The organism is Micromonospora marincola, from assembly GCF_056150385.1.
On record NZ_JAXCFT010000001.1, the window covers coordinates 757,666 to 773,576 of the forward strand.

Below are 15,911 nucleotides of genomic sequence, written 5' to 3' on the forward strand. Positions count from 1 at the left end.
CTCACCCCGCCGGCAGGCGCAGCTCGGCCAGCAGTGCGCGGTGGTCGCTGCCGGGCACCGGCAGGGTGCCGGCGGCGCGGACCGCGATGCGCCTGTCGACGAGCACGTGGTCGATGGTGATCGGCGGGATCGGGTCGCCGTCGTACGGGCCCCAGGTGCCGGCGAGCCCGGCACCGACCGCGTCGGCGGCGTCGGTGTAGCCGGTCGCGATCAGCCGGCGCATCGTGGCGTGGTCGAGCGTGGCGTTGAAGTCGCCGGCCAGCACGCTGAGCCCGGCGGTCGGGGTGGCCGGCGGCTGGGCGCGCTGGTCGGTCCACCACTGCGGCACCGCGTCGAGGACGTACGGCGCGCCCGGGTGCGCCGACTCCACCCGCAGCGGCGGCGCTCCCGGCACCGTCAGGGTCGCGTACGCCTGGGTGAGGAACCATCTCCGGTGACGCCGGTGGCCGGGGTCGCGCAGCGGATGGCGGGCGTACAGGCCGGAGCCGGTGGAGCCCACCTCCGGGCTCAGCGACCGGTGCGGCAGCAGGGTGGCCAGGCCGAGCCGGTCCAGGTCGGCGGCGAGCTGTGGGGTGAGTTCCTGCACGGTGAGCACGTCCACCCGGTGCGCGCGGACCAGGGCCACGAGCGCCGCCGGGTCGGCCGATCCCAGACGCAGGTTCGCGGTGAGCAGCCGCAGCGTCGGGCCGTCGGCCGGGGGCTGGTCGTCGGCCACCACCCGTGGCGCCACCGCGCCGGCGAGCGCCAGCGCGGCAAGTGCCGCGACCACTGCGGGCGCGCGGCGTCGCAGCGCGAGCGCCAGCACCGCCACGACCGGCGCCACGGCGGCGACGTACGGCGTGAACGCGGTCGTCAGCACCAGCGGGCCCCGTTCCAGCCCGGCCAGCCGCAGCACCGCCCAGGCGGCCACCGGCGCGACCGCCGACCAGCACACCGCCGTCGCCCACCGGCCGCCCCGGACGCCAGGGCGCGGCGGATCGTCAAGCGTGATCATCACGGTGAGGCTACCGGCGAACGGGCTGTCGGCGCTGCCCGTGAAGCAATTTCGTGAATGGTCGAGCGTTTCTCTCTCGCAATTTATGACGAGTTTTCTACGGGTGTCGAGCATGCGGTATCCGCTATTGACCGCCCCATTTTTCGGTGTTAGGTTCCACCTGGTTGAGGCGCCTCAATATTCCGTGTAATGCCAGCTCAGCAGCGGTGCTGACCGAAAGCGGATACCCGATGATCCGCAATTGTGCGCACTCGCCGTATCACCACGCTCTATCGAGGGGATCTGTCATGGCTACATTCTTCAAACGCAAGGCGACGCTTGTGGCGCTCGCTGCGCTGGCCCTCACCGTGGCCGGCGGCGGGATCGCGGTCGCCGCCCAGCCCGAGTCGAAGGCGGGCCAGCCGGCCCGGGCGACCGGGCAGCAGCCGACGGTGAGCGCCACCGAGCAGAAGGCTGCCCGGTCGGCCATGCGGGCCACCCTGGCGCCGCCGGCCTCCGGCCAGGTCGCCTGGGCGGTGGTGTCGTCCACCGGGACGCTGTTGCAGCACTCCGGCAACGTGGTGTCCTCGTTCCGGTTCGCGCCCGGGCCGGGCGTGTGGCCGGGGCAGTACCAGGTGCTGCTCGACTACGACGTGAGCCACAAGGCGTACGTGGCGACGATCGGCACCAACGACTCGGCGAACGTCCCGCCCGCCGGCGAGATCTCCGTCGCGCCGCGCCTGCTGACCCCGAACGCGGTCTTCGTGCAGACCCGCACCTCCGCCGGTTCGCCCTCGCCGCGAGGCTTCCACATCGTGGTCACGAGCTGATCCGTCCCGCCGCGCACCGGCCCCCGCCACGGTGGGGGCCGGTGTCGTGTTCCGTCCCGATCCGGTCCGCGCGTCCCTGGTTCGGGTCGTTGCCGCCCGGTCGGGGAGCTTCTCCCGGTCCGGCCCGTCCCGGGTGGCAGTGGGGCCGATAATCCGACGTTTGTCCCCGGTCCGGCACGGGAAGCAAGCACCGTGACGGACATCTCGGACACCCTGGCCAGCGTGCCCAGCCCGGTCGATGCGGACGCGAGCGGCGTCGAGCTGGACCAGACCCTCTTCGAGGTCAAACGCGTGATCGTCGGGCAGGATCGACTCGTCGACCGCCTGCTCACCGCCCTGATCGCCGACGGCCACTGCCTGCTTGAGGGCGTACCGGGGGTGGCCAAGACGCTTGCCGCGCAGACGCTCGCCACAGTGGTCGGCGGCACGTTCTCCCGGATCCAGTTCACCCCCGACCTGGTCCCGTCGGACATCGTCGGCACCCGGATCTACCGGGCGTCCACCGAGGCGTTCGACGTGGAGCTGGGACCGATCATGGCGAACCTGGTGCTCGCCGACGAGATCAACCGGGCCCCGGCCAAGGTGCAGTCGGCGCTGCTGGAGGCGATGGCCGAACGGCAGGTCTCCATCGCCGGGCGGAGCTGGCCCGTGCCCGACCCGTTCCTGGTGCTGGCCACCCAGAACCCGATCGAGTCGGAGGGCGTCTACCAGCTACCCGAGGCGCAGCGCGACAGGTTCCTGATGAAGGTCGTGGTCGACTACCCGAGTGACGCCGACGAACTGGCCATCCTCTACCGGATGAGCGCCGAGCGCCCCACCGCGCGACCGGTGCTCGACCCGGTCCGGCTGCGCGAGCTCCAACGCCGCGCCGCCGACGTCTTCGTCCACCACGCGCTCGCCGAGTACGTGGTCCGGCTCATCCTCGCCACCCGCGACCCGGGGCGCTTCGGCCGGCCCGAGATCGCGCCGCTGCTGGCGTACGGGGCGAGCCCACGCGCCACGCTCGGCCTGGTGGCCGCCGCCCGCGCCCACGCGCTGATCCACGGGCGCGACTACGTGCTCCCCGAGGACGTGCGCGAGCTGGCGGTGGACGTGCTGGCGCACCGCCTGGTGCTCTCCTTCGACGCGGTGGCCGACGGGGTCTCCGGCGAGGACGTGGTGCGCCGCCTGGTCGAGGCGGTGCCGCCGCCCCGGCTGGTGACCGGTCCGGCGCCGGCGGCGCCCGATCTGGCAGCGGCGTGACCCGCCGGTCCGCCCCCGCGCCCACCGAAACCGGCGCGCACGCGGCCGGCGTCGCCGCCCGCGCCGGGCTCTGCGCCGTCGATCCCGGGATCGGCGACCTCGCCCCCGACCAGCGGCTGCGCCGGTTGGAGCTGACGGTGACCCGGCGGCTCGACGGCCTGCTGCACGGCCGGTACCGGGGCCTGCTGCCCGGCCCCGGCAGCGAGGCGGCGGGCAGCCGCGAATACCGCGCCGGCGAGGACGAGGTGCGCCGGATGGACTGGGCGGTCACCGCCCGGACCACGGTCCCGCACGTGCGGGAGGTCGACGCCGACCGGGAGCTGACCACCTGGATGCTCGTCGACGCCAGCCCGAGTATGGAGTACGGCACGTCCACCCTGGACAAGCGGGAGCTGGCGGTGGCGGCGGTCGCCTGCGTCGGCTTCCTCGCCGCCGGGGTGGGCAACCGGCTCGGGGCCCAGGTGCTCACCCCGGACGGGCTGCGCCGGTTCCCGGCCCGCAGCGGGCGTACCCATCTGCTCGGGTTGCTGCGCGCGTTGCTCGGCGCCCCGCGTACCGGCGATCCGCCGGAGTCGCGCGCGGCGCGCCGGGTCGACGACCGCGGCGGGCCCCCGGCGTCGGGCCTGGCCGACGGCCTGGCCGGGCTCCAGCGGGTGGCCACCCGGCGGGGGCTTGTGGTGGTCGTCTCCGACTTCCTCGACGAGCTGCCCGACGACCCGGACGCGCCGCCGCCCTGGGCGGTCGCCCTGCGCCGGCTGGCGGCGCGGCACCAGGTGCTCGCCGTGGAGGTGACCGACCCGCGCGAGCTGGAGCTGCCCGACGTCGGGCTGGTCACCCTGGTCGACCCGGAGAGCGGGCGCCACCGCGAGGTGTGGACCGGTGACCGGGCGCTGCGCGAGCGGTACGCGCGGGCCGCCGCCGCCCAGCGCGACCAGGTGCGCCGCATCCTGCGCCGGGCCGGCGCGACCCACCTGGCGTTGCGCACCGACCGGGACTGGTGCGCGGACGTCGTCCGGCACGTGCACGAGCAGCGCCGGCTGGCCACCGCGCCGGCCGCCGCCCGGGGAGGTGCCGCGTGAGCTGGCAGTCGCCCGCCCGCCTCTGGCTGCTGCTCGCGGTCGCCGCGCTCGTCGCCGGCTACCTGGTGCTCCAGCGGCGACAGAGCCGGTACGCGGTCCGCTTCACCAACCTGCGCCTGCTGGACCGGGTGGCCCCGCGCCGGCCGGCCTGGCGGCGGCACGTCCCGGCGGGACTCTTCCTGGCCATGCTGGCGCTGCTCGTGGTCGGGTTCGCCCGGCCCGAGGCGGAGGTGCGGGTGCCCCGGGAACGGGCCACCGTGATGGTCGCGGTGGACGTGTCCACCTCGATGCTCGCGAGCGACGTGGACCCGGACCGGCTCACTGCGGCCAAGGAGGCGGGTCGGAAGTTCGTCGACGGGCTGCCGGACGAGTTCAACGTGGGCCTGGTGGCGTTCGCCGGCAGCGCCGCGGTGCTGGTGCCGCCGAGCACCGACCGCGAGGCCCTGCACGAGGGGATCGAGCGGCTCGCCGAGGGCATCACCGGAGTGCAGGGCACCGCCATCGGCGAGGCGATCAGCACCTCGCTGGGCGCGGTGAAGAGCCTGGACGCAAGCGCCGCCAAGAATCCGCCGCCGGCCCGGATCATCATCCTCTCCGACGGGGCGAACACCTCCGGGATGGACCCGATGGAGGCGGCCGACCAGGCGGTGACGGCGAAGGTGCCGGTGCACACCATCTCGTTCGGTACGCCCGGCGGGTCGGTGGACCGGGGCGGCCGGGCGATCCAGGTGCCGGTGGACGGGCAGACGCTCAAGGCGGTCGCGGAGGCGACCGGCGGCGGCTTCCACGAGGCGTCGACGAGCCGCGAGCTGAAGGACGTCTACGAGGACATCGGCACCTCGGTCGGCTACCGCACCCAACGGCAGGACATCTCAGCCCGCTTCATCGGCTTCGGGCTGGTCCTGGCCATGGGCGCCGCCGCCGGATCGCTGCGGTGGTTCTCCCGACTGCCCTGACCGAACACCCGAGGCGGACGACCCACGACACGTGAGGAGCCAGGCATGGCAGTGCAGACCGGACTCGGCGAGCCGCGCGGCCCGTGGTTCGTCTCGCCCGAACTGGACCCGGACGGGCGCGGCTGGTCCGGCGTACCCGGATCCGGCGGGCCGGCGGGGCGGCGGAGCTGGCGCGGCCGGTTGCTCAGCGCGGCGGCGGTGGTGGCGCTCTCCACCGTCTCCGGCGCGGCGGCCGGCACCTGGGCGGCCGACCGGGACGCGCCGGGCCCGTCGGCGGCCGTCGCCGCGCCGGTGCCGGCCGAACTGGTCACCGCGGCCGGCAAGACGGTGCCGGGGGTGGTCTCGGTGATGGTCGGGGGAAAAACAGGCGCGGGGGCGTCCGGTTCCGGCTTCGCCATCGACAACGAGCAGCACATCGTCACCAACGACCACATCCTGGCCCGGGGCGGCTCGGGCCCGGTCACGGTGGAGACCTCGGACGGGCGGCGGTTCGCCGCCGAGGTGGTGGGCCGGGCGCCGGACAGCGACCTGGCCGTGCTCAAGGTCCCCGCGTCGGCCGGGCTGCCACCGCTGCCGCTGGCCAAGGCGAACGCGACCCGGGTGGGCGAGCCGGTGCTCGCGGTCGGTTCCCCGCTGGGGCTCTCCGGCACGGTCACCGCCGGCATCGTCAGCGCGCTCAACCGGCAGGTCCGGATCGGCAACGGCCGGCACACCGCGGTGCAGACCGACGCCTCCATCAACCCGGGCAACTCCGGCGGGCCGCTTGTGAACGCGCGCGGCGAGGTGGTCGGGGTGAACACCGCCATCGCCACCATCGACGGGAACGGGTCGATCGGCATCGGCTTCGCCATCCCGATCGACCAGGTGCAGCAGACCGCCGACACCATCATCGGCCGGGGCGGCTGACCTGCGCCGACAAGCCGGAACTGTCGGATATCCGGCCGGGGAGCATCGGATCATGGAAATATCACGCTGAGTATGAATACTGGCGGAGGTGGAGCAAGCTGTCATCGCGGCCCTCCTGCTGGTGGGCCTGGTCATCGGCGCCGGAGTCGGCGCGTCGTACGCCCGCGCCAAGCGCGGCTGGAAGGACTATCGGACGGTCCGGACCAGCGTGCCGGGCGCGCGGCGCAACGCCTGGGCCGCGATCCGGGGCGTGGCGGTCAAGGCCGCCGTGATCGCCCTGCTGCTTGTCGGCGCCGCCGCGTACGCGGCGTCCGGCTCCGGCGAGGAACGGGCCAGCCCCACCCCGACCGCCACCGCCACCCCGGGTCACCGGCCGGGACGCTAGCCTCGGGGCGTGGACGACGGACTGCGGGTGACCGACCGGCTGGTGGTGCCGGCCGCCGAGCTGCGGGAGCGGTTCTCCAGGTCCTCCGGGCCGGGCGGGCAGGGCGTCAACACCACCGACTCGCGGGTGGAGCTGAGCTTCGACCTGGCCGGCTCGCCGAGCGTGCCGGAGGCGTTGCGGGAACGGGCCCTGGGCCGGCTCGCCGGCCGGCTTGTCGACGGCGTGCTGACGGTGGCCGCGAGCGAGCACCGCGCGCAACTGGCCAACCGGGAGGCGGCCCGGGAGCGGATGGCCGCGCTGCTGCGCGAGGCGGTCGCCCCGCCACCGAAGGCGCGCCGGCCGACCCGCCCGTCCCGGGGCGCCAAGGAGCGCCGGCTGGCCGAGAAGAAGCGCCAGTCCCAACGCAAGCGTGACCGCCGGGTGGACGGCGACTGACCGTGTCGGTCCACCCGGAGGGTTGAGTCGCGGGCGTCGAAGCGCTTCAATGCGTACGGGAGCGTCAGGGCCGTCACCGATGATCCGTCACGTGACAGGAGTCCCCGCCGCATGTCCCGAAACCGCCTGCGCGCCGCGCTCACCGCGCTCGCCGCGCTGCTGCCCGTCCTCGCCCTCGGCCTCGCCCTCGCCTCCGCCACCGAACCGGCCGCCGCGGCTGCCGCCCCGATCCGCGTCATGCCGCTCGGCGACTCCATCACCGGATCGCCCGGCTGCTGGCGCGCCGTGCTCTGGAACCGCCTCCAGTCCACCGGCTACACCGACGTCGACTTCGTCGGCACCCTCGGCCCGCAGGGCTGCGGCACGCCCTACGACGGCGACAACGAGGGCCACGGCGGCTACCTGGCGACGAACATCGCCAACCAGAACCTGCTGCCCGGCTGGCTCGCCGCCACCCACCCGGACGTGGTGCTCATGCACCTCGGCACCAACGACGTGTGGAGCAACATCGCGCCGAGCACGATCCTGGCGGCGTACTCGAAGCTCGTCGACCAGATGCGGGCCGCCAACCCGGCCACCACCGTGCTGGTCGCGAAGATCATCCCGATGAACCCGGCGAGCTGCGCCGAGTGCGGGCAGCGGACCGTCGCGCTCAACGCCGCCATCGATGGCTGGGCGGCGGGGAAGACCACCGCCGCCTCGCCGATCGTGGTGGTGGACCAGTGGACCGGCTTCAGCACCGCCACCGACACGTACGACGGGGTGCACCCGAACGCCGCCGGTGACCAGAAGATGTCCGACAGGTGGTATCCGGCGCTCACCGCCGCGCTGCGCCGGACGAGCCCGGCGCCCACCGCGTCGCTCAGCCTGTCGCCCACCCCGACCGGCCCCGCGTATCCGACCGACAGCCCGTCGCCCACGCCCACCCCGTCACCGACCTGGAGCCCGACCGGACCCCCGCACCCCACCGACAGCCCGTCGCCGACCCAGACCGTGGGCGGCTGCACGGCCACCTGGCGCACCGTGGGGCAGTGGCCGGGCGGCTTCCAGGCCGAGGTGACGGTCCGCAACACCGGCGCCGTGGCCATCCCGTACTGGGTGGTCCGTTTCTCGTTCCCCGGCGCCCAGCAGGTCAGCCAGGCATGGAACGCCCAGGTGGCGCAGGGCGGGGCGGCGGTGGTCGCCCGCAGCGCGAGCTACAACGGCGCGCTCGCCCCGGGCGCCGAGGCCACGTTCGGCTTCCTGGCCACCGGTGCGGTACCCAACCCGCCGCCGACCCCGGTCTGCGCCCTCGGCTGACCGTCCGCGTCCGGCCGGCCCCGCCTCGGCGGGGTCGGCCGGACGGGAGTCAGGTCTGGTCGGACCGGTCCAACGCGGCCAGCAGGCGGGCCCGCAGCACGGCGGCCCGCCCGGCGAACCCGCGCTGCGCGGTGGCGTACTCGGCCCGGCCCTCCGGCGTCTCCACCCGCACCGGCGGGTGGCCCAGGTCGGCCAGGTCGTAGGGGCTGGCCCGCATGTCCAGGGTCCGGATCTCCCGGGCCAGCGCGAACGCGTCCGCCACCAGCTCCGACGGCACCAGCGGGGAGAGCTTGTACGACCACTTGTAAAGATCCATGTTGGCGTGCAGGCAGCCCGGCTGCTCCAACTCGTGCTGGCGCTCCCGGCTCGGCTGGAGCACGTTGAGCGGCCGGGCCGGCGCGGTGAAGAAGCGGAACGCGTCGAAGTGGCTGCACCTGACGCCCCGTTCCTCGACCACCGCCGCGGTCGCCTCCGGGTCGAGCCGCAGCGGCCAGGCGTTGTGCCGCACCTGCTCCTGGGTCTGCCGGTAGACCATCGCCCACTCGTGCATGCCGAAGCAGCCGAACTGCGCCGGCCGGCCGGCGGTGGCGGCCAGCAGCGCCCGGATCCAGCCGATCGACTCGGCGCGACGTGCGCGTACCCGATCGGTGTCGAGGGTGAGCCCGGCGGGGCCGACTGTGTAGTCCGGGCCGAACTCCGCCGGTTCGGCGTCCCGGAGCGTCACGCCCGCACCCGGATGCCAGCGGCGCAACTGGGCCGGGCGGTGCGAGTAGTAGGTGAAGAGGAAGTCCTCCACCGGGTGCTTTCCGCCGGTGCGCCGGCGGGCCAGGTGCGGCGCCAGCCAGGCGTCCGCCCGCTCCTCGTGGTCGCGCCGGCGGGCCCGCCAGTCGGCCGCGTCGAGCACGGCGGGGGCGAGGGCGGCGGTCACGAACCCAGGGTACGCACCGCCGCCCGGCCCCCGATCAGTCCACGTCCACCCGCACGCCGGCGGAGAACACGCCGCTACGCAGCTCCAACTGCTTCGGCGGCTGCGCCCCGCGCACGGTGAACACAAGCGGCAGCAGCACCCGCCGGCCGGCGGCCACCGGTTGGGCGAACACGTCCCGGCCCAGGTTCGCCACCCTTGTGGCGTCCTCGTCGGCGGCCACCCAGTTGCCGCTCGGCAGGTACGCGCGCTGCAACTGCCCGTGCCACGTCTGCTGCTCGGACGTGACGTTGCGCACGCCGACCGTGGCCAGGCAGGGCCGCCCGCCGCCCGGGGCGGTCGGCACGACAGCCGTGCCGCAGCTCATCCGGTAGACGGTGAACTCGAACGCGGTCTCCCGCAGCGGCACGCCGAGTGTTCCGGTGACGCTGCTGCCCACCCACGCGCCACTCGTCGGCTGCTTGGTGGTGTCCATCGCCGAGACCCGCTGCGTCGCGCTCCACGCCGCCGCGCCGACCACGCCGGCGAGCACCGCCGCCGCCAGGCCCACCGCCACCCAGACCGGCGGCCGGCGACGGCGGGACGCGGGCGTGGGGAGCGCCGGGCGTGGGTAGACGGTGCCCCGGTCGGCCGGACCGGCCACCCCGGTGCCCACCGGGCTCGGGCCTGCGCCGGTTGGGCCCGTGCCGGCTGTGGCGGTGGCCGGAGGCACCGGGCCGGGGCGCTGCCGGCGTCGCCGGAATGCCCACCAGAACGCCCCGCCGATCAGCACCAGCAGCGCGGTGAGCGCGGCCAGCAGCACCGGCGGGCGGCGCCACACCGGGGCCGCCGTCGCCTGCGCGGCCGGTGCCGTGGCCCCGCCCACCCAGGTCGCCGTGGCGCAGTCGTACGGGCGGGTGCCGTCGGTGCCGTAGACGCAGGCGGGAGCCGTCACCGCAGTGCCCGGACCGGTCACCGCAAGCGCGGTGTGCAGTGTGGTGGTGCTCCGCGCCGGCAGCCGCAGTCGCCACACGATGGCGCCGCCGCTCACCCCGCCCGCGCCGGTGGCGTGCCCGCCGCCGGTCACCGTGGTCGCCCGGGCGTCGCCCGGCATCTCCTGCCGGACCATCGTCTCGACCATGCCCGTGCCGGCGTTGCGGACCTCGATCCGGTAACCCGGCGCCGGGGTGCCGGCCGCGCCGACGGCCACGCTCACCTGCGGCATCGACGGCTGCACCGGCGCCGGGCCGGTGGTCGGCACCGCCGGGGGCGCCGCCGGCACGCCGGTCGGGATCGGGGTGGCCGCCGCGGCGGGCCGGGCGGCTGCGGCAGCCACGGCCGGTGGTGGAGCCGACGGGCCGGGTGCGACGGTCGCCCGGAGCGCCGCCGGGGTCAGCGCCGGCACGGCGGCGATGACGCCGAGGCAGTTCACAAGCACTGCCAGGGTCCTGTGGTGTCGTCTCGATGCAGGCATACCAACGAACCTCCGGTCCCGAAGCTATGGGCCGGGGCCTGCCGGGCGGGTACGAAGCCGTCATTCCCGCCCCGGCCGGCGAGATCCGGCGTACCCTGCGCCCTTTCCGGTCGTGCCGGGTGTCACCTGCCGGTGTCCGACGGCCGGTCCGGCGGGCGGGGATAGATTGGCCGGGTGCGCATCGCTCGTTTCGCTCATGCCAAGGGAATGTCGTTCGGGGTCGTCGAGGGCGAGATGGAGGCCGGGCCGCAGGGCCTGACCATCGCCGAGATCGAGGGCCACCCGTTCGGGCAGATCCAGTTCTCCGGCGCCCGCTGGGCGCTCTCCGACGTACGGCTGCTCTCGCCGATCCTGCCCAGCAAGGTGGTGTGTGTCGGCCGTAACTACGCCGAGCACGCCGCCGAGCACGGCAGCGAGGTGCCGAAGGAGCCGCTGCTCTTCCTCAAACCCTCCACCTCGGTGATCGGCCCGCGGGACGCGATCCGGTTGCCGATCTTCTCCAAGCAGGTCGAGCACGAGGCGGAACTCGCCGTGGTCATCGGCGCTCCCGGCGCGCGCCGGGCCGACCGGGCCGCCGCCGAGCGGGCCATCTTCGGCTACACCTGCGCCAACGACGTGACCGCGCGGGACCTCCAGCGCTCGGACGGGCAGTGGACCCGGGCCAAGGGCTTCGACTCGTTCTGCCCGATCGGGCCGTGGATCACCACCGGGTTGGACGTCCGCGACCTGGAGGTCCGCTGCGAGGTGGGGCGCAACCCGGAGGAGATGGAGGTGCGCCAGCTCGGCCGGACCAAGGACATGGTGTTCGACGTGCCCGGCCTGGTGTCGTACATCTCCCACGTGATGACGCTGCTGCCCGGCGACGTGGTGCTCACCGGCACACCGGCGGGGGTTAGCCCGCTCACCGAGGGGGATACGGTCACGGTGCGGATCGAGGGGATCGGGGAGCTCAGCAACCCGGTGGTCCCGGTCGCCTGATCCGGTCCGATGCCCCCGTTTCCGCAGCTCAGGTGCGGTTCGGGGGGTTGGATTTGGCCTGTCGGCACGGGAAGGGTAAAGTTCGTTCCCGGCGCCGCAAGGGGCCAATGGGGTATGGGGTAATTGGCAGCCCGACTGATTCTGGTTCAGTTAGTCTAGGTTCGAGTCCTGGTACCCCAGCGCAGCCGCGGGTTCGTGAGAATCTCGGCCGCTGGATTCTGGCAGTTGCCGCTGCCGGAGTGCACACGAAAGTTCTGGCCCCGTCGTCTAGTGGCCCAGGACGCCGCCCTCTCAAGGCGGTAGCGCCGGTTCGAATCCGGTCGGGGCTACAGCACCGTCAGCCCGTCCCGTTTTCCGGGGCGGGCTGTTCTGTTGTTTCCGGTGGTGCGGAGGTGACCCCCGGCGGCGGCGCCGGACCTGGTGCCGCTAGACTACTGCCGCACCGCCCGCGAGGGTTGGTGAAGCAGGAAAAGTGCCTGGCCCCGTCGTCTAGTGGCCCAGGACGCCGCCCTCTCAAGGCGGTAGCGCCGGTTCGAATCCGGTCGGGGCTACGTATCGAACGGCCCGTCTCGCTCCGCGAGGCGGGCCGTCTGCCTTTCCCCCCCCACCCCCCGGCCCCACCCCACCCCGCCGTCCGCCGCGTTGATCATGAAGTTGGCGGCAGTCAGGGAGATCAAAAATGCCGCCAACTTCATGATCAACCCGTGAAGGCGGGGGTGGGCGGGGGTGGGTGGGTCAGAGGCCGGACAGGCGTTGGCCGGCTCGGACTACGGCCATGGCGTGACGTTCGCCGGGGCGGCGGCCGAGGCGCTCGATCGGGCCGGAGATGCTTACCGCGGCGATCACCCGACCCGTGCGGTCCCGGATCGGGGCCGAGACGCTCGCCACACCGGCCTCCCGCTCGGCCACGCTCTGGGCCCAGCCACGTCGGCGCACCTCGGCGAGGGTGCGGCCGGTGAACTTGGACCGGGGGAGCAGCGGCATGACCGCCTCCGGGGGCTCCCAGGCGAGCAGGATCTGCGCCGCCGAACCCGCAGTCATCGGCAGCACCGAGCCGACCGGGACGGTGTCCCGCAGACCGCTGGCACGCTCGGCGGCGGCCACGCAGATGCGCTCGTCGGCGCGACGCAGATAGAGCTGGGCGCTCTCACCTGTGGCGTCGCGCAACGCGGAGAGCAGGGGCTCGGCCGCGGTGAGCAGCACGTCCGGGGCCGCGTTCGCCAACTCGCCCAGGCGTGGGCCCGGGCGCCATCGGCCCTGCGTGTCCCGGACGAGCATCCGGTGGATCTCCAGCGCCTGCGCCAACCGGTGTGCGGTGGCTCGGGGCAGCTTGGTGCGTTCAACGAGTTCGGCCAGGCTGGCGCCGTCGACACAGGCGGCCAGGATGACCACCGCCTTGTCGAGAACGCCGACACCGCTCATACTGTGTCCCACAAGCCGAAATTTACCTCCCAGAATTTAGGATGTCCAGATGGTGGGAGTCACTCAACCGAGGACCCTGGCCGAGAAGGTCTGGGACGCGCACGTGGTCCGCTCCGCCGACGGCGAGCCGGACCTGCTCTTCATCGACCTGCACCTGCTGCACGAGGTGACCAGCCCGCAGGCGTTCGACGGGCTCCGCCTCTCCGGGCGCGGGGTCCGCCGGCGCGACCTGACGATCGCGACCGAGGACCACAACACCCCGACCGGGTACGACGACCCGGCGTTCCGCGCCCGACGCGGCGACCTGCTCACGATCGCGGACCCCACCTCCCGCACCCAGATCGAGACGCTGCGCCGCAACTGCGCCGAGTTCGGCGTACGGCTGCACCCGCTGGGCGACGAGAACCAGGGGATCGTGCACGTCATCGGCCCGCAGCTCGGTCTCACCCAGCCGGGCATGACGATCGTCTGCGGCGACTCGCACACCGCCACCCACGGCGCGTTCGGCGCGCTCGCGTTCGGCATCGGCACCAGCGAGGTCGAGCACGTGCTCGCCACCCAGACGCTGCCGCAGGCCCGGCCGAAGACCATGGCGGTGAACGTCGTCGGCGAGCTGGCGCCAGGCGTCACCGCCAAGGACCTGGTGCTCGCGCTGATCGCGCAGGTGGGCACCGGCGGCGGGCGCGGTCACATCGTGGAGTACCGGGGCGAGGCGATCCGCGAACTCTCCATGGAGGGGCGGATGACGATCGCCAACATGTCCATCGAGTGGGGTGCCAAGGCCGGCATGATCGCGCCGGACGAGACCACGTTCGCGTACCTGAAGGGGCGGCCGAACGCGCCCCAGGGCGCCAACTGGGACGCGGCGCTCGAACACTGGCGGACGCTGCCCACCGACGAGGGGGCGACGTTCGACACCGAGGTGACGCTCGACGCGAGCCGGATCACCCCGTTCGTCACCTGGGGCACCAACCCCGGTCAGGGCGTGCCGCTCGGCGCGGCGGTGCCGGACCCGGAGGAGTTCGTCACCGAGCCGGAGCGGGTCGCCGCCCGCCGGGCGCTTGAATACATGGACCTCACCCCCGGCATGCCGCTGCGCGACCTCGCCGTGGACGTGGTCTTCGTCGGTTCCTGCACCAACGGGCGGCTGGAGGACCTGCGGGCCGCGGCCGAGGTGCTGCGCGGGCGCCGGGTCGCCGAGGGCGTACGCATGCTCGTGGTCCCCGGTTCCGCCGCGGTCCGGGAGGCGGCCGAGATCGAGGGGCTGGACCAGGTCTTCACCGACGCGGGCGCCGAGTGGCGGTTCGCCGGCTGCTCGATGTGCCTGGGCATGAACCCCGACACGCTGAAGCCGGGCGAGCGCTCGGCCTCGACCTCCAACCGCAACTTCGAGGGCCGCCAGGGCCGGGGCGGGCGTACCCATCTGGTGTCCCCGCCGGTCGCCGCCGCGACCGCCGTGGTCGGCCGGCTGGCCGCCCCCGCCGACCTGTAGAAGGGCAGCCGAGATGGACAAGTTCACCACCCACACCGGCACCGCCGTGCCGCTGCGTCGGTCCAACGTGGACACCGATCAGATCATCCCCGCCGTGTACCTCAAGCGGGTGACCCGGACGGGTTTCGCCGACGGGCTCTTCAACGCGTGGCGGGAGGACCCGTCATTCGTGCTCAACAACCCCGCTTATTCGGGAGCGTCGATTCTTGTCGCCGGTCCCGAGTTCGGCACCGGCTCGTCCCGCGAGCACGCCGTCTGGGCGCTCCGGGACTGGGGCTTCCGGGCGGTGATCTCGCCCCGGTTCGGTGACATCTTCCGGGGCAACGCCCTGAAGGAAGGTCTCCTTCCGGTGGAGCTGGAATTGAAGGCCGTCGAGGAACTGTGGGATCTGGTGGAATCCGAACCGACCATCCCCATCACTGTCGACCTAACCGCCCGCGAGGTCCACGCCGGTGACGCCACCTGGGCGTTCCCGCTCGACGACCACAGCCGGTGGCGCCTGATGGAGGGCTTGGACGACATTGGACTCACCCTCCGCCACGAGGCCGAGATCGGCGAGTACGAGGCCACCAGGCCGGCGTTCCTGCCCTCGATCGCCTGACCGCGGACCCCTTTTCGCCCCCACCGGCCGCGCCGGTGGGGGCGAATCCGTTGCGACACAAGGGGTTTTTTCCACCGAATGTTTGTGTCCAGGCAGCACAGGGCATACGGTGCGCGCAGAATGGCTCGCGTCGAGTCAGTTGCACAATCGGGAGGAAGTCGTGAACAAGGCCGAGCTCATCGAGGCGCTCGCCGTTCGCCTGGGGGACCGGAAAACGGCGACGGCCGCGCTCGACGCGGTTCTCGCTGAGGTCCAGGCGGCGGTCACCAAGGGCGAGAAGGTGGCGATCACCGGTTTCGGAGCGTTCGAGAAGCGCGTTCGGGGGGCCCGAACAGCTCGCAACCCGCGGACCGGCGAGGCGGTGAAGGTCAAGAAGACCTCCGTCCCGACCTTCCGGGCGGGTGCGGGCTTCAAGGAGATGGTGGCCAGCGGCAAGGTTCCGAAGGACACCAGCGCCGCGAAGAAGACGACCGGGGCCGCCAAGACCACGGCGGCGAAGAAGACCACGGCGGCGAAGACCGCCGGGGCCGCCAAGAAGACCACGGCGGCGAAGGCCACCAAGACCTCCGCCGCGAGCAAGAAGGCCGCGCCGGCCAAGAAGACCGCCGCGACCAAGACGGCCACGGCGGCGAAGAAGACGACCGCGGCGAAGTCCGCCACGGCCAAGAAGACGACTGCGGCCAAGAAGACGACCGCGGCGAAGAAGACGACCGCGGCGAAGTCCGCAACCGCCAAGAAGACCACGGCGGCGAAGAAGGCGCCCGCGAAGAAGGCGCCGGCCAAGAAGGCCGCCAGCCGGCGCTGACCGGACGGCCCACCCGAGGGCGCCCACCGTTCGCGGTGGGCGCCCTCGTGCGTGGGTACGCGTTGACCGGCCGCCGCACCGGCCCGCAGAATCGCCGTGCCGAAACCCCCGCCGGTCACGAGAAGAGGCG

General features: G+C 73.5%; 16 protein-coding genes and 3 tRNA genes. 15 read left to right on the forward strand and 4 right to left on the reverse strand.

Annotated elements, in window-relative coordinates:
- Window position 1: 1 nt before the first annotated feature.
- Window positions 2-994 carry an endonuclease/exonuclease/phosphatase family protein gene (locus SM450_RS03610; RefSeq protein WP_474618194.1) on the reverse strand — a complete coding sequence of 331 codons (993 nt, stop codon included), beginning with the start codon at window positions 992-994 and terminating at the stop codon, window positions 2-4.
- Between the two features lie 287 nt (window positions 995-1,281).
- Between SM450_RS03610 and SM450_RS03615 the strand changes: the two genes are divergently transcribed.
- The 8 genes from SM450_RS03615 to SM450_RS03650 all read left to right on the forward strand — a co-directional run bounded on the left by SM450_RS03615 (window position 1,282) and on the right by SM450_RS03650 (window position 8,105).
- Window positions 1,282-1,803 (forward strand): hypothetical protein, encoded by a 522-nt coding sequence (locus SM450_RS03615; RefSeq protein ID WP_474618195.1) that lies wholly within the window; start codon window positions 1,282-1,284, stop codon window positions 1,801-1,803.
- A 192-nt stretch (window positions 1,804-1,995) separates the two neighbouring features.
- The gene (locus SM450_RS03620) at window positions 1,996-3,045 is read left to right on the forward strand and encodes an AAA family ATPase (protein WP_474618196.1); all 1,050 of its coding nucleotides are present in this window, start codon (window positions 1,996-1,998) and stop codon (window positions 3,043-3,045) included.
- A gap of 89 nt (window positions 3,046-3,134) precedes the next feature.
- The gene (locus tag SM450_RS03625; protein WP_474618365.1) at window positions 3,135-4,124 is read left to right on the forward strand and encodes a DUF58 domain-containing protein; all 990 of its coding nucleotides are present in this window, start codon (window positions 3,135-3,137) and stop codon (window positions 4,122-4,124) included.
- On the forward strand, window positions 4,121-5,080 hold the full coding sequence (locus tag SM450_RS03630) for a VWA domain-containing protein (RefSeq protein WP_474618197.1): 960 nt from the start codon (window positions 4,121-4,123) through the stop codon (window positions 5,078-5,080). The genes SM450_RS03625 and SM450_RS03630 overlap by 4 nt, the downstream gene beginning before the upstream one ends.
- 45 nt (window positions 5,081-5,125) lie before the next feature.
- Window positions 5,126-5,986 carry a S1C family serine protease gene (locus SM450_RS03635; RefSeq protein WP_474618198.1) on the forward strand — a complete coding sequence of 287 codons (861 nt, stop codon included), beginning with the start codon at window positions 5,126-5,128 and terminating at the stop codon, window positions 5,984-5,986.
- Between the two features lie 88 nt (window positions 5,987-6,074).
- The gene (locus SM450_RS03640; RefSeq protein WP_474618199.1) at window positions 6,075-6,371 is read left to right on the forward strand and encodes a hypothetical protein; all 297 of its coding nucleotides are present in this window, start codon (window positions 6,075-6,077) and stop codon (window positions 6,369-6,371) included.
- Window positions 6,372-6,380: 9 nt separating this feature from the next.
- Window positions 6,381-6,806 (forward strand): alternative ribosome rescue aminoacyl-tRNA hydrolase ArfB, encoded by a 426-nt coding sequence (gene arfB, locus SM450_RS03645; RefSeq protein WP_281584514.1) that lies wholly within the window; start codon window positions 6,381-6,383, stop codon window positions 6,804-6,806.
- Between the two features lie 111 nt (window positions 6,807-6,917).
- Entirely contained in the window at window positions 6,918-8,105 is a 1,188-nt protein-coding gene (locus SM450_RS03650; RefSeq protein ID WP_474618200.1) for a cellulose binding domain-containing protein, read from the forward strand.
- Between the two features lie 49 nt (window positions 8,106-8,154).
- Here SM450_RS03650 and SM450_RS03655 read toward each other — a convergent pair whose 3' ends face one another.
- The gene (locus SM450_RS03655) at window positions 8,155-9,033 is read right to left on the reverse strand and encodes a 3-methyladenine DNA glycosylase (RefSeq protein WP_474618201.1); all 879 of its coding nucleotides are present in this window, start codon (window positions 9,031-9,033) and stop codon (window positions 8,155-8,157) included.
- Window positions 9,034-9,067: 34 nt separating this feature from the next.
- On the reverse strand, window positions 9,068-10,483 hold the full coding sequence (locus SM450_RS03660) for a hypothetical protein (RefSeq protein WP_474618202.1): 1,416 nt from the start codon (window positions 10,481-10,483) through the stop codon (window positions 9,068-9,070).
- A 174-nt stretch (window positions 10,484-10,657) separates the two neighbouring features.
- On the opposite strand from SM450_RS03660, the gene SM450_RS03665 reads away from it, so the two are divergent.
- The 4 genes from SM450_RS03665 (at window position 10,658) to SM450_RS03680 (ending at window position 12,012) form a co-directional block, all read left to right on the forward strand.
- Window positions 10,658-11,461 (forward strand): fumarylacetoacetate hydrolase family protein, encoded by an 804-nt coding sequence (locus SM450_RS03665; RefSeq protein ID WP_281584510.1) that lies wholly within the window; start codon window positions 10,658-10,660, stop codon window positions 11,459-11,461.
- A 108-nt stretch (window positions 11,462-11,569) separates the two neighbouring features.
- Window positions 11,570-11,641 (forward strand) — tRNA-Gln (locus SM450_RS03670).
- 76 nt (window positions 11,642-11,717) lie between these two features.
- Window positions 11,718-11,790, forward strand: a tRNA-Glu gene (locus SM450_RS03675).
- Between the two features lie 149 nt (window positions 11,791-11,939).
- A tRNA-Glu gene (locus tag SM450_RS03680) sits at window positions 11,940-12,012 on the forward strand.
- A 184-nt stretch (window positions 12,013-12,196) separates the two neighbouring features.
- Here SM450_RS03680 and SM450_RS03685 read toward each other — a convergent pair.
- Window positions 12,197-12,883, reverse strand: a complete 687-nt coding sequence (locus tag SM450_RS03685) for an IclR family transcriptional regulator (RefSeq protein WP_281584509.1) — start codon at window positions 12,881-12,883, stop codon at window positions 12,197-12,199.
- Between the two features lie 49 nt (window positions 12,884-12,932).
- Between SM450_RS03685 and leuC the strand changes: the two genes are divergently transcribed.
- The 3 genes from leuC (at window position 12,933) to SM450_RS03700 (ending at window position 15,781) form a co-directional block, all read left to right on the forward strand.
- Window positions 12,933-14,375 carry a 3-isopropylmalate dehydratase large subunit gene (gene leuC, locus SM450_RS03690; RefSeq protein ID WP_474618203.1) on the forward strand — a complete coding sequence of 481 codons (1,443 nt, stop codon included), beginning with the start codon at window positions 12,933-12,935 and terminating at the stop codon, window positions 14,373-14,375.
- Between the two features lie 13 nt (window positions 14,376-14,388).
- The gene (leuD, locus tag SM450_RS03695; RefSeq protein ID WP_474618204.1) at window positions 14,389-14,976 is read left to right on the forward strand and encodes a 3-isopropylmalate dehydratase small subunit; all 588 of its coding nucleotides are present in this window, start codon (window positions 14,389-14,391) and stop codon (window positions 14,974-14,976) included.
- 160 nt (window positions 14,977-15,136) lie between these two features.
- Window positions 15,137-15,781: an HU family DNA-binding protein gene (locus SM450_RS03700; protein WP_474618366.1), complete on the forward strand. Its 645-nt coding sequence runs from the start codon at window positions 15,137-15,139 to the stop codon at window positions 15,779-15,781.
- Window positions 15,782-15,911: the final 130 nt, after the last annotated feature.